The sequence below is a fragment of the Serratia montpellierensis genome (assembly GCF_020858655.1).
GTDB lineage: Bacteria > Pseudomonadota > Gammaproteobacteria > Enterobacterales > Enterobacteriaceae > Serratia > Serratia montpellierensis.
Genome location: NZ_VOSN01000019.1, coordinates 155,508 through 168,528 on the forward strand (window position 1 = coordinate 155,508; position 13,021 = coordinate 168,528).

General features: G+C 54.2%; 8 protein-coding genes and 3 pseudogenes. 6 read left to right on the plus strand and 5 right to left on the minus strand.

Going from position 1 to position 13,021, the window contains the following annotated elements; translation table 11 throughout:
* Positions 1-48: 48 nt before the first annotated feature.
* Both guaA and FUU19_RS20630 read left to right on the plus strand, forming a co-directional pair.
* Complete coding sequence (gene guaA, locus FUU19_RS20625; protein WP_019452367.1) at positions 49-1,626, plus strand: glutamine-hydrolyzing GMP synthase; 1,578 nt, start codon at positions 49-51, stop codon at positions 1,624-1,626.
* A gap of 226 nt (positions 1,627-1,852) precedes the next feature.
* Positions 1,853-1,990: pseudogene (locus FUU19_RS20630) on the plus strand (type II toxin-antitoxin system Phd/YefM family antitoxin); the annotation flags it as partial.
* A gap of 86 nt (positions 1,991-2,076) precedes the next feature.
* Here FUU19_RS20630 and FUU19_RS20635 read toward each other — a convergent pair.
* Both FUU19_RS20635 and FUU19_RS20640 read right to left on the minus strand, forming a co-directional pair.
* On the minus strand, positions 2,077-4,059 hold the full coding sequence (locus tag FUU19_RS20635) for an ORC-CDC6 family AAA ATPase (RefSeq protein ID WP_230490576.1): 1,983 nt from the start codon (positions 4,057-4,059) through the stop codon (positions 2,077-2,079).
* 221 nt (positions 4,060-4,280) lie between these two features.
* Positions 4,281-4,472 (minus strand): annotated as a pseudogene (locus tag FUU19_RS20640) (hypothetical protein); the annotation flags it as partial.
* A 192-nt stretch (positions 4,473-4,664) separates the two neighbouring features.
* Between FUU19_RS20640 and FUU19_RS20645 the strand changes: the two are divergent.
* Positions 4,665-4,799 (plus strand): annotated as a pseudogene (locus tag FUU19_RS20645) (type II toxin-antitoxin system RelE/ParE family toxin); the annotation flags it as partial.
* Positions 4,800-4,895: 96 nt separating this feature from the next.
* Here the strand turns inward: FUU19_RS20645 and FUU19_RS20650 are convergent.
* Positions 4,896-5,258 carry a winged helix-turn-helix transcriptional regulator gene (locus FUU19_RS20650; RefSeq protein WP_141967233.1) on the minus strand — a complete coding sequence of 121 codons (363 nt, stop codon included), beginning with the start codon at positions 5,256-5,258 and terminating at the stop codon, positions 4,896-4,898.
* A 122-nt stretch (positions 5,259-5,380) separates the two neighbouring features.
* On the opposite strand from FUU19_RS20650, the gene FUU19_RS20655 reads away from it, so the two are divergent.
* The gene (locus FUU19_RS20655) at positions 5,381-6,214 is read left to right on the plus strand and encodes an enoyl-CoA hydratase/isomerase family protein (protein ID WP_141967236.1); all 834 of its coding nucleotides are present in this window, start codon (positions 5,381-5,383) and stop codon (positions 6,212-6,214) included.
* Positions 6,215-6,228: 14 nt separating this feature from the next.
* Here the strand turns inward: FUU19_RS20655 and FUU19_RS20660 are convergent, their stop codons facing one another.
* Positions 6,229-8,010, minus strand: coding sequence for a hybrid sensor histidine kinase/response regulator (locus FUU19_RS20660; RefSeq protein ID WP_197836267.1), 1,782 nt, complete (start codon positions 8,008-8,010; stop codon positions 6,229-6,231).
* Entirely contained in the window at positions 8,007-8,639 is a 633-nt protein-coding gene (locus FUU19_RS20665; RefSeq protein WP_141967240.1) for a response regulator transcription factor, read from the minus strand. The genes FUU19_RS20660 and FUU19_RS20665 overlap by 4 nt, the downstream gene beginning before the upstream one ends.
* 175 nt (positions 8,640-8,814) lie before the next feature.
* Here FUU19_RS20665 and FUU19_RS20670 point away from each other — a divergent pair, with 175 nt between their 5' ends.
* On the plus strand, positions 8,815-9,129 hold the full coding sequence (locus FUU19_RS20670) for a putative periplasmic lipoprotein (protein ID WP_025303891.1): 315 nt from the start codon (positions 8,815-8,817) through the stop codon (positions 9,127-9,129).
* 195 nt (positions 9,130-9,324) lie between these two features.
* Positions 9,325-12,402 (plus strand): autotransporter outer membrane beta-barrel domain-containing protein, encoded by a 3,078-nt coding sequence (locus FUU19_RS20675; protein ID WP_230490578.1) that lies wholly within the window; start codon positions 9,325-9,327, stop codon positions 12,400-12,402.
* The last annotated feature ends 619 nt before the right edge of the window (positions 12,403-13,021 follow it).

The following is a 13,021-nucleotide window of genomic DNA, read 5'->3' on the forward strand; positions in this document are numbered from 1 at the left end:
GAAACACACATTTTCGCTCTTTTTCTCTTGTTGCTGGAATTCGCCTCAATGACACAAAATATCCATAAGCATCGCATCCTGATACTGGACTTCGGTTCGCAATACACCCAACTGGTCGCCCGCCGCGTGCGCGAAATCGGCGTTTACTGCGAACTGTGGGCCTGGGACGTTAGCGAAGAGCAGATCCGCGAATTCAACCCAAGCGGCATCATCCTGTCCGGCGGCCCGGAAAGCACCACCGAAGCCGGCAGCCCGCGCGCCCCTGACTACGTGTTCAATGCCGGTGTGCCGGTGCTGGGTGTGTGCTACGGCATGCAGACCATGGCGATGCAGCTGGGTGGCCATGTGCAGGGTTCCAACGAACGCGAGTTCGGCTACGCGCAGGTGGAAATCGTCAAAGAGAGCGCGCTGCTGCGCGACATCGAAGACGCCATCAGCCCGGCCGGCAAACCGCTGCTGGACGTGTGGATGAGCCACGGCGACAAAGTGACCGCAATCCCGTCCGACTTCGTGACCATCGCCAGCACCGACACCTGCCCGTTCGCCATTATGGCCAACGAAGAAAAACGCTTCTACGGCGTGCAGTTCCACCCGGAAGTGACCCACACCCGTCAGGGCCAGCGCATGCTGGAGCGTTTCGTACTGGACATCTGCCAGTGTGAAGCCCTGTGGACCCCGGCCACCATCATCGAAGATGCGGTCGAGCGCATCCGCGAGCAGGTGGGTGAAGACCACGTGATCCTCGGCCTGTCCGGCGGCGTCGACTCCTCCGTGACCGCGATGCTGCTGCACCGCGCCATCGGCAAACGCCTGACCTGCGTGTTCGTCGACAACGGCCTGCTGCGCCTGAACGAAGCCAAGCAGGTGATGGAAATGTTCGGCGACCACTTCGGCCTGAACATCGTGCACGTTGAGGCGGAAAACCGCTTCCTGACCGCACTGGCGGGCGTGGACGAGCCGGAAGCCAAGCGCAAGATCATCGGCCGCGTGTTCGTTGAAGTGTTCGATGAAGAAGCCTGCAAGCAAGAGCAGGTGAAATGGCTGGCGCAGGGCACCATCTACCCGGACGTGATCGAATCCGCCGCTTCCGCCACCGGCAAAGCGCACGTGATCAAGTCGCACCACAACGTGGGCGGCCTGCCGAAAGAGATGAAGCTGGGCCTGGTCGAGCCGCTGAAAGAGCTGTTCAAAGACGAAGTGCGCAAGATCGGCCTGGAGCTGGGCCTGCCGTACGACATGCTGTTCCGTCACCCGTTCCCGGGCCCGGGGCTGGGCGTGCGCGTGCTGGGCGAAGTGAAGAAAGAGTACTGCGATCTGCTGCGCCGCGCCGACGCCATCTTCATCGAAGAGCTGCACAAAGCCGACCTGTACAACAAAGTCAGCCAGGCGTTCACCGTGTTCCTGCCGGTGCGTTCGGTCGGCGTGATGGGCGACGGCCGCAAATACGACTGGGTGGTCTCCCTGCGTGCGGTAGAAACCATCGACTTCATGACCGCGCACTGGGCGCACCTGCCGTATGACTTCCTCGGCCGCGTCTCTAACCGCATCATCAACGAAGTGAACGGCATCTCCCGCGTGGTGTACGACATCAGCGGCAAGCCGCCAGCGACGATTGAGTGGGAATGATTTGACACTTCCCGCAGCCTGTTGGTAAACAGGCCGAAGTGACTGAAACCCTCTGTTTTTACAGAGGGTTTTTCTTTATATGGCCATATCTTTTCTGCCTGTTGTCAGTCATTGAGGTAAGTTATAGGTAAAGCAGATTATTGTTTGTGGTCGAAATATAGCCTATGTTCAGACCTTGGTATGATTGATAGCGCCAGGGGATACGATGAAAGTAGAGACCATCAACTACGTGATAGAATCCTATGAGCAGCAGAAGCGAGAGAACGCCATTGCTCTGCTGAAATTGCTGATGCTGTCAGAGAAGGATAAAGCGGAAGGGCGTGTGTTCTCGAAGGAACCGCTGTTGGATGGGCTTACGGATTGAACGCAGGACACTCAACGTTAAGGGGATTCCTTTTTCAATTATAGATTTTTTAATTAAAACCCCCTAAGCGTCTTTATAGTGAAAATTTAAATTGTGGGTGCTGAGTTATTAAAGTACTCCTCCCAGGACTCACTCCATTTTTCATTTAGAGAGAATAGTGGTTGCCTACCATTCTCATGATAATTAAGCCAGGATAACTTCAGGATACTACTCTTTCTTAATTCTCTAGACATATTGTTTGCAGATATCTTTGGCCTGTTAATATTAATTGACATATGCTCATTAATTATTTTTGTTAATTCTGATGCATTGCTTTTCTTGAATCCTTTTGCTTTTCTTAGAACTAAAGAAACCAATATTATTGGTATATATATAGTTCCATAGATCTTTAGTGTGCCAATATTTTCTGGTATTGCATTTATAAGATTTTTATTAATAGATCTTTCAACTGATTTTTTTGTTTTGTTTTGATGGTTTGGCAATTGAAGATGTTCCGTTGATGTAAAAAGATTTAGCCTAAGTTGACCATTATCTTCTTCCAAGTCTAATATCGAATTTCTTACTGATCTATAATCAGATTTTGGGACTTCTATATACTGTAACTCATCATTTTCATCTGATTCAATAATAAGTCCCAGAGGTGCATTCTTAGAGGACATTAGCTCAACATAACAACCATAGTCGAGTGTGTATAAAGTATACTTTTTGCCGACTGCATTTTTTGCGGAAACACCTTGCCTAAGAACGTGAATTACTCTCATGTCATATAGATAATCTATCAGTTTATGATTCTTCTCATGGCTAATTAGGAAGCCCCTAGATTTTCTATGTCCAATAACTTCGTTTATTATTCTGTCAAGTAGTGACACGGCTTCTGGCCTGCTGTTAAGGGCTGCATGCTTGTTGACCTGAAACCATTTTTGAGCGGAGTTACGGATATGAAAAATAGATATTTTGTTTGCTAAAGCAGTCTGCGCAGCTAATGAAATAATATTTATGGCATCTCTTGGAACACCCTCAACTGCTCTTACATATTCGTCAAAAGCCGAAGTTTGAGTAAATACATCATTTATAAATAGGTTAGGCTCTCGATCGCAGATTGAGTTTTTATCAATAGCACAAACATGGCGATGAAGTAGGTTTTTAAAGAAGTTTTTGGCAGCATCGCTATCATTATCAAACACCATGTATTCATCTAAATTTATCACAGATGAAGCATCTGAACCTAATTCTATACCAATGCTGGCACCAGTATTCATGTCCACTTCCATAAAGTTGCATCTATGAGCAATAGCTGCAATTTTTACAGTAATGTTAGGAATTGGGTATAATATTCTTCTTAAAAGTTCTGCAAGATAAGGTTGAAGGTCTAAAGGAATCTCTGACCATTCATCAATTAATATCCAAAGCTCCTTATGAGGTAGCATTGAAACAATGTCGTTAAGTTTTTTTGTTATTGAGTTAAAATGAATTCTTAAAGTTCTTTTTCCTGTGGTTTTTATTCTTTCTGAGCTCCCAATGGCAGTGCCTTTTGTGAGTTCCATTCCTGCGGAAATACTTTTCAATGATGCATTTGATTTGATTGAGAAATTATTGGATATGTTATTGGATGAACCAATTTCCTCTTCAGATGTACCCTCTATGTTTAATGCGGTTGCTTGTTCAAGAAAATTGTTCAATAATTCCGTTATCTCTGTTGTTTTATCTATTTCGTTTTCAAATATATAATCTAGAATAACCTCGTGAATATTGCATAAAGTATCTGAAAGCAGTCTTGTTGCCCTTTCACTTAGGGGGATGTTTTGATCTGAAAATATCCCTCCTGTTGAGCCTATTAATCGCATGTCAATAGGTACACTGATAATCCCTCGATTAGATATTTCATTGTTGAGCACTGCTAAGAAGTGTGTCTTTCCCGTCCCTCTCCGTCCAAACATTATTTGATTATCTGTGCTTGAAAGTAATGTATATGTAGGGCCAACATCAACGAAGGATTTGATCAGATGCTCAGTTTGTAATTTTTCAGCTCGTTTAGCTAGTCTCATTATTATTGAGTTGATATTTCTCATAATTTTCCGCCATTTTAATCTGATAGTCTTTCCGTAGCTCAGTCAGAGATTGCAAGTAGAATGATTATTTGATCTAAGCTATCATTTTTCTCCCTACTTACAAATATCAATGATTATAGTGTTAGAGTGTTATTGTTTTTTTTGAAACTATATCTTGTTTTTTTATTTAACATCAAAATAATCTATTGACAGGGTGGGTATTAAATAAAGTTTTTATATTATTAGTACGCAAACAGTGTTTCAGGAGGTGCCAAACCACCCTTAACCGGCCCCCACTGCGTCAGCAGCGCATGTAGCCTGGCCGGCTCCAGCGGCTTACGCAGCACCTGATAACCTTCCTGCTCGGCCTCTTGCAGGATCGGCGAGTTGAATTCACCGCTGACCATCGCGCCACTCACGTCCGACAGGCGTTCGATGCTCTTGCCCCGTGCCGTGTTTTTAAGGCGCTTTAGACGGAATTAAGGGATTACAATGGAATTTGAGTACACGACGACTCAATAGCGAACCCTCTCCGTCGCGTTGACGTCGAATCCTGCCCGGTGATCACGGAAATACTCCCTCAGTTTGAGAATACCGTTAGCTTGTTCCCGCAGGGATGCTAGATTTGCCCTGAGCTGCTGAAGATTGGCTGTGCAAAGTACCGGGAGTTTAATCACGCAGAAGGTTACCGGGTTTTGTATTCCGTAGAAGCAGCCACTTTGACTGCCCATGCTATCTTGTCACACCGGCAGGACATCTAATTGCTGTTGTTTAAGCGTCTGATCACGGCCTGATAACCCGATCGGTTCCTAATCCTCGTTTTCCGGCAATGATACGACCTGCAAGAGAAGGTCGCTTCACTCGCCCTGCTCATCATACTTGCGTTGGCACTCCTGAATCGCCTCGATATTCCCTAACGTCCAGTCGAACAGTATCGAGAACGGCCCCTGCAGGGATTTGCCGAGCGGCGTCAGCGAATACTCGACGCCAAGCACCCGCCCGTCCAACACTTTGCGATGCACCATGCCGTTGCGTTCCAGCTTGCGCAGGGTCTGGGTCAGCACGCGTTGTGTGACGCCATCCAAACGGCGCTTGATGGCGTTGAAGCGCTGCGGTTCACGCAGCACTTCCAGCACCATCATGGACCATTTATCGGCAATCTGATCGAGGACGATGCGGCTTGGGCAGTCGGCGCGGTAAACAAGGTCGGTCTTATCCATCGGTATCCTCCTGCATCCCTGGGATGCTTAAGGTGCGTAATTGACGCCAGGTATGCAAAGTATACCATTCGACACACGGCGTGAAAAACCCGCACTTGTACCCCAGGTAAAAGGACATTGAGATGACAGATACAGATTTCAGCAAGCTCAGGCTGTCTCATGCGCACGGCGTGATGACGATCGCTATCGATAACCCACCGGTAAACGTGCTTGATGTGGCGCTGATGTCGGAAATCAGCCGTTTATTGCTCGCGGTGCGTGACGATCCGGATACGCGGGTGTTGGTATTCCAGAGCGCGAACCCAGCGTTCTTTATTGCTCACGTCGATATGACCTTGATCGATGATCCGCACGCTTTCGACGAACTGGCGAGCAACGCGCCGGAGGGGCTAAATCCGTTCCAGGCGTTTGGCGAGCTGCTGCGCAGCCAGCCGCAGGTCACTCTCGTTAAGCTGGCCGGACTGGCGCGCGGCGGCGGCGCCGAGTTTGTGGCGGCGGCCGATATGGCTTTCGCTGCACGGGAAGCTGCGGGACTGGCCCAGTGCGAGGCCTTGATGGGCATTACGCCCGGCGGCGGTGCGACGCAGTATCTGACCAGCCGAATGACGCGTGGCCGCGCTCTGGAGGTGATCCTGGGCGCCGATCTCATCGATGCCGCTACCGCAGAACGTTATGGCTGGATTAACCGCGCCTTGCCTGCTGCCGAGCTGGATGATTTCGTCGATCGGTTAGCACGCAATATCGCGGCATTGCCTGTGGGCGTGATTGCGGCGGCCAAGCAGGCGATGCCTGCACCGGATCTGCAGGCCGGTTTTTATCGCGAGCACGACGCCTGGGCGGGATTGTTCGCACGCCCGGCCGCGGAGCGGTTGATCCGCGGTGGGCTGAAGGCCGGTGCGCAAACCCCGGAAGGGGAGCGCAACCTTGAAGGCCTGCTGCGGCATCTTGCCCGCTAAGGCACCGCCTCGCGCTAGCCGGCCCCCCACTGCGTCAGCAGCGCGTGCAGCCTGGCCGGCTCCAGCGGCTTGCGCAGCACCAGATAGCCTTCCTGCTCGGCCTCTTGCAATATCTGCGAGTTGAACTCGCCGCTGACCATCGCGCCGCTCACGTCCGGCAGGCGTTCGAACAGCGCTTTCAGGATGTCGAAACCGCTCTCGCCGGAGCGCAGGCGCTGGTCGCACAGCACGGCGAACGGCGTAAAACCGTCCTCGACAATGGCGAAGGCTTCCTCGGCGGAGGCCGCGCAGCGCACGGTGATGCCCCAGGTGCTCATCAGGCTCTCCCAGGCGGAGGTCACCAAGGGATCGTCGTCCACCACCAGGCAGGCGCCGCGCAGCGGCGCATAGCGGATAGGCGTGGCGGTGTTGTCGTAGGCGGCCGCGGTGTCCGGCGCTTTGTCTTCGCCGATGTATTGTGTGAAGCGCATCCAGAAGCGCGAACCTTTGCCTTCGACGGAGTGCATGCCGTACTTCACCTTCATCAGTTTGGCGCAGCGCGCCACCACCGCCAGCCCCAGCCCGTGGCCGGCGCTGTCGATTTTCCACGCCAGTTCGGGGCGGTAGTAAGGGGAGAAGATTTTGCTTTTCTCTTCATCGGCGATGCCCACGCCGGTATCCCACACTTCCACCAGGCACTCGGCGCCGCGTGGGCGGATGGCGATCAGCACGCCGCCCCGTTGCGTGTAGCGCAGAGCGTTTTGGATCAGGTTGATCAGCGATTGCCGCACCAGCAGTGGATCGCCCATCACGCTGATACGCCGTCTGGGCCGCCAGGTGCGCAGCGCCAGGGCGCGGCTGTTGGCCTCTTCGCGGAACAGGGTAACAACCGAGTCGAGCAGGGCGCCGATATCCACATGGGTGGCGGCGGTGCGCACGTTGCCGGATTCGATCTTGCTGAGATCGAGCAGCGAATTGAACATCAAATGCACCGAACGCACGCTTTGTTGCAGATCCAGCAACTGCGGCATCAGGCTGTCGTCCCGGTTTTTGTGGATGATGGCTTCGATCAGAAAGCCCATGGCGTGCACTGGCTGGCGCAGATCGTGGCTGGCGGTGGTCAGGAACTGGTTCTTGTCCAGCAGCGCCTGTTCCGCCTCCTCTTTAGCCTGGCGGAACTGCTCCGCCAGGCGCGAGCTTTGTTCTTCGAGCAGCGCCTGCTGAATAAAGAACGCATGCGAGGTTAATGCGTGGCGATAAATGGCGAAGCCGTACAGCAAGTTCAGCATCAGCACGATGAACATCACGTCTTCCAGCCGCCAGATGATGCCGATGTTCAGCAGCCCCCAGGAGGCGAAGAAAAAGCGGGTAAAGGTGCTGATTACGGGCGTCAGGTGCGTTGCGTTGGCGGCGACGATCGCGGCGATGCTGATATTGAGCAGCAGAAAAAAGTCAAAGTTATGGGTCTGTGGGGTAATTAAATAGAGTGATGAGATCCCCAGCCCGTGAATAAAGGCCACCTTATTAATGCGCGGCAGCCAGCGGCGCAGCACGGTGTCTTCATCATTTTCCTTGGCCTCATGCAGGTAGCGACGGTGCCATATTCGGATCGCCACGGCGCATAGCAGGTAAACGATGATCCAGGTAATGGTTGGGCCGAGTTCATCACCCAGCAAATAAATCCAGATGGCGAACGGGATGCCGACGAAAGGCACGGCGGTGAAGCTGAACACCAGCCGCATGAAGGTGTTGTCCAGCAGGCGGATCTGCGCGCGTGGAGAGATGCCATCATTTTGTAAATGCTGGAAAAACCTCATGATGATGGATCCCGTTTACCGTGCAACAGCGTGATGGCTTCCACCCGGCTGTTGACGCCGATCTTTTTCAATATATTGCTGATATGCTCTTTGACGGTGGGTTCGGAAATAGACAGTTGCGTCGCAATTCTTTTATTTGGCAGGCCGCGCAGCATCATGGTTAATACGTCTAATTGCCTTGGCGTTAAATTAAATTTATTTAAATGTTCATGGTTGTTTTTTATGACAGATTCATTCCCTTCAGGGAACCATTCCTGATTATTATTCAGCGCAAAAACCGCCCTGGCGAATAATTCTGGCGGTTCATTTTTCAAAACGAACCCATGCCCTCCGGCATTGTTCACTTTCTGCCAGATATCGTTATTCTCGTCGCCGCTGACCACCAAAAGGCGCACCTGCGGATAACGTTGTTTTACTTCTTTGAGTAATTTCAACGCCGTACCGGAAGAGAGCCAAAAATCAATCACCAGTAAACGCGGTGGGCCATTTTCCCTAATATGGCGGTAGCAATTCTCTTCATTGGTCACCACATGCGCCTGTTTGAATCGGCAATGCGTGCTGAGAAAATTGGCGATGCCGCTAGCTACCAATGGATGGTCATCAACGACCAACGCATAATCCTGCCCCAAAGGATTCTCCTTTCGCCTTCAAATATCAGATAGGTCTGATGAATTATTATCAACCCTCCCTACTTTAGGAGGGTTTTTTCGTTTAGGAAAGGGAAATATATTATTCGAGGATTTGGATAAGAGAAAACATAAAGCCAATCGGTAATTTTAACTGATTGGTTATAAAGGATAATTTATGAAGAAACCACTTATCGCTTTAACCGTTACGATGATGATAGCCGGTTGTTCCACCCTGAAAACCGATCAGGCCATTCCATTACTGCAGGCGGAAACCGCCAAAATGTTGGGCCTGGGTTCATCGGACGAAATTACCGTGACCAATGTGAATGGTGCACAGCCGGATGCGCTGGGCGGCCAAAAACTTTCTTATCGCGCCACCACGGAAAAAGGCCGTATTTTCGATTGCTCGTCGCTGATGATGCCGGGAATTTTAGGTTCCTCACCGTCGCTGAGTGCGCCGACCTGTACGCCGGTAGTCACGCATAAATAATTCGCTTTGGGGGCGGTATTACCGCTTCCTGGTTTTCCATCGTCGGAGCGCCAGCGCCGGGGGGCAATAAGCTTTTGCTTCGACGATCACTAAACCGGCGTGCGCGGAATAACGCCTCACACCTCCTCTAGCCCAGTGAGTTTCCCTATAACAAGACATTCCGCGACATCACGCTAACGAGTACGGAGATAGCCCGTGAATGACAAGACATCGCACCCTTTAGCGGTTAAAACACCGCTTTCCAAACTTTACCTCGCTCTATTTTCTGCGCCGCTGTTGATGCTGGCGCCCGCCGATATTGCTCGTGCAGACGATGCCATTTTTGACGGCGACTCAAAAATTACCGAATCATTGGCCTACACCGGGGACGTTTACGTCGGCCGCAATCAAAGCGGCAACCTGCTGATCGAGAATGGCAAGATCAGCGCCTATAACATCAATATCGGCCGGATGTTCAACGGCCAAATTCATGAGAGCGTAGTCACGGTCCGCGGGCCGAACGCCGAGCTGAACGCGGTGAACGATCAGTTCGTGCTGCGTGGCGGCCTGAATCTGGGGCGGGGCACCTTGCGGGTTGAAGACGGCGCGCTGGCCAGCGCGAAAGAGATCGTGGTCGGCACCACCCGCGGCTACGACAGCCACCTGATCGCCACCGGCGCCGGTTCTCGCGTCACCAGCAATTTTCTCAGCGTCGGCACCGACTTAGGGGCACGATCCACGCTGGCGATTGAAGACGGCGCGGTGCTGAACACCGCCTTTGACGCGCGCATCGGTAATGGCAGCGGGCCGGGCGAGACCGATACGCTGAGCCCGAAAGCCACGGTCACGGGGGCCAATTCCCAATGGAACGTTGGCCGCGCGCTCACGCTTTACGGCGATCTGGACGTGCTGAACGGCGGCGCGGTCAACGTCGGTAATATTCAGGTGGCGGGCGTCTCCGGCGCGCGTAAAACCGCCGAGCTGACGATCGCCGGCAACGGCTCACGGTTTACCAGCGGCAGCAGCGTCAACGTCGGCGATTACGGCAATGGTGTGTTGGCGGTCATGGACGGCGGGACATTCTCCGCCGGCGGCAACGACGTGGTGCTGGGCGAGACCGGTTCCGGTTCTAACCGCGGCGCGCTGATTATCGGCAGCCGCGGCAACATGGATACCGGCACCGGGTTGACCGAGCCGACGCTCGGCGCGGCGGGCGCTGCAGGCACTATCGATGCCCAGACGGCGATCGCCCTGCGGGGCGGATTGTTCCGCAGCTATGTGTACTTTAACCATACCGACGGCAATTACGTCTTCAGCAACAAGATGAGCGGCGAAGGCGAGGTGATCAACACCGCCGGGCACACGACGCTGAACGGCGATCTCACTGGGCTGCAGGCAAACGTCACCGCGCGCGGCGGTAAGCTCATCATCGCCAGCGACATCAATACCCAGAAAGAAGACGATATCTTCGAGATCCAAACCCTCAGCGCCGAGAACGGCGGCACGCTGATCCTCAATGCGACGGCGGGTGCCGACGTCAATAACGGGCAGGGCTACAGCAGCGCCGCATCGATCAAGGCCGGCGGCACGCTGGGCGGCAACGGCACGCTGGGCCAGACCGAGATCCAGTCCGGCGGCCATATCTCGCCCGGCGACGGTAATATCGGCACGCTGACGCTGAAACGCTACCTGAATTTTATCGGCGAATCCTTCTATGACGTCGATATCGCCGGCGATGGCCGCAGCGACCAACTGCTGGTGGCGGGCAAAACCACCATCAGCGATCGGGCCAAGGTGCAGGTGACGGCGCTGGATCCGCAAACCAGCTATAAAACTGGCCAAAGCTACCGCATTCTGACCTCGGACGGCGGCATTGACGGCCAGTTCGCGGCGGCGGTCTCCAAGTCTGCCTTCCTCGATGTGGCGTTGAACCACAGCGCCAACGCCGTGGATCTGACCATTGCGCAGAAAGACACGGGCGGTGAAAACCCTGGCGGCGAGAATCCGGGTGGAGAAAATCCAGGCGGTGAAAACCCGGGCGGCGAGAATCCGGGTGGGGAAAACCCAGGCGGTGAGAATCCAGGGGGCGAGAATCCAGGGGGCGAGAATCCGGGTGGGGAAAACCCAGGCGGTGAAAATCCGGGCGGAGAGAACCCGGGCAGCGGCAAGCCGGGCATTTTCCAAACGGTGGCCGAGAGCAGCAACCAGTGGAATACCGCCGGTGCGCTCTCGACTCTGGTGCAGAGCGGCCCTTCGCTGGCTCTGTATAACTCGCTGCTGCTGCTGAGTGCGCCGGAAGCGCGCGAGGCGTTCAATCAGCTGTCCGGCGAAGTCTATCCGTCGATGCAGTCTAACCTGATCGCCGGCAGCACCCAGCTGTTCAACGTGCTGAACCAGCGCATGCTGCGCCTGTTCGACAATGACAGCCTGCCGATACCGCCGTTGGCGATGTCGCTGGTGCAACCGGCGCAGGCGCAAAACAGCGGTGTCTGGGGGCAGACCTTCAGTTCCTGGGGCAAAAACAGCGGCAACGGCAACGTGGGCAAGCTGGATGGCAACACCACCGGCTTCCTGTTGGGGGCGGATCGAAAGCTGGCGGATCATAACGTGCGCATCGGCGGCTACTTCGGTTACAGCCGCGGCGACTACGACGTCGACAGCCGCCGTTCCAAGGCCGATACCGACAACTACCACCTCGGCCTGTATGCGGCGGGGCAGCAGGATGCGTTCTCGCTGCGCGGCGCGCTGGGTTACACCTGGCACAAGATTGAAGGCAAGCGCAACGTCGATTTCAGCGGCTTCTCGGATCGGCTGAAGTCGGACTACGACGCCAACTCGCTGCTGGCGTTCACTGAAGCGGGTTACCGTTTTGGCCAGCCGGAGATGAACGTCGAACCGTTCATCAACCTGAGCTATATCCGCCTGCATACCGACAGCTTCCAGGAGTCGGGTGGCGCGGCGGCGCTGAGCGTGCGCAATGAAACGATGAATACCTTCTACTCTACGCTCGGGGTGCGCGGCGTGACCGAGCTGCCGAAGAATGTCAGCCTTTACGGCTCGCTCGGCTGGCAGCACGCCTACGGCGATAAGAACACCTCATCGCGCATGGCGTTTGCCGGCAGCGACGCGTTCGTCACTCAGGGCCAGGCCGTGGATGACAACGTAATGGTGGGCGATATCGGCGTGAGCGTGAAGCTGTCGCGCGCCGCGACGCTGGATGTCGGCTATCAGGGGCAATTCGGCGCCGATACCCGCGTCAATTCGGTCAACGCCAACCTGCGCTGGTCGTTCTGATTTTTCCTCTAGACTTCTCTGGTACTTGCAGGCCCGCTTGATGCGGGCCTTTTTTATGGTGAGAACTCAGTGGCGGCCTGCGACTGAGTTTTATGATAAAAAAGCCCGCGCAACGGCGCAATGCCGCTCACTTAAGCCTGAGTGGCATTTTTTTATCCAGCCTCTGGGGGGTCTGTGCAGGGGAATTGCCGTAAATGTCCCGCATTTCTCTGCAGCCAATATGAACGGCAATTGGAGGGGCCGATGGCGCGGCCCCTCCACCCGCGCCTTCGCTTAACACCATCTGTCCGCTACGCGGAAATTACTCGGCCCATCCTGGGCCTCGCCCCTTCGGGGCCGCTGCAAGCAGCGTTCAAATCTGCTCCCGGCAGATTTGTCCTCGCCGCGTCTGCGTTGTCGGGCGGGTCGGCTGCGACAAACGTCCCTGTTAGTCTCGCCTCAACCGGCCTTCCCTGGCCGGTTGCCCCTGACAACGCCGTCTTGCTCGGCAGCCGGTGATGCGCGCCCAAGGTCAACACCTGAGCTGGCTGCTACCGGGAAATCTGTCGCTTATGAGGTTGTGGTAGATAAGTTGGAGATGAGCGCGGTGTTGGGCGCCCTTGAAGACGCCGAACGCAGG

Bases quoted from the DNA above. Each gene is read 5' to 3' on its own strand.
- FUU19_RS20655 (WP_141967236.1), top strand. From the start codon at position 5,381: ATGACAGATACAGATTTCAGCAAGCTCAGGCTGTCTCATGCGCACGGC.
- FUU19_RS20650 (WP_141967233.1), bottom strand. From the start codon at position 5,258: ATGGATAAGACCGACCTTGTTTACCGCGCCGACTGCCCAAGCCGCATC.
- FUU19_RS20670 (WP_025303891.1), top strand. From the start codon at position 8,815: ATGAAGAAACCACTTATCGCTTTAACCGTTACGATGATGATAGCCGGT.
- FUU19_RS20660 (WP_197836267.1), bottom strand. From the start codon at position 8,010: ATGAGGTTTTTCCAGCATTTACAAAATGATGGCATCTCTCCACGCGCG.
- guaA (WP_019452367.1), top strand. From the start codon at position 49: ATGACACAAAATATCCATAAGCATCGCATCCTGATACTGGACTTCGGT.
- FUU19_RS20635 (WP_230490576.1), bottom strand. From the start codon at position 4,059: ATGAGAAATATCAACTCAATAATAATGAGACTAGCTAAACGAGCTGAA.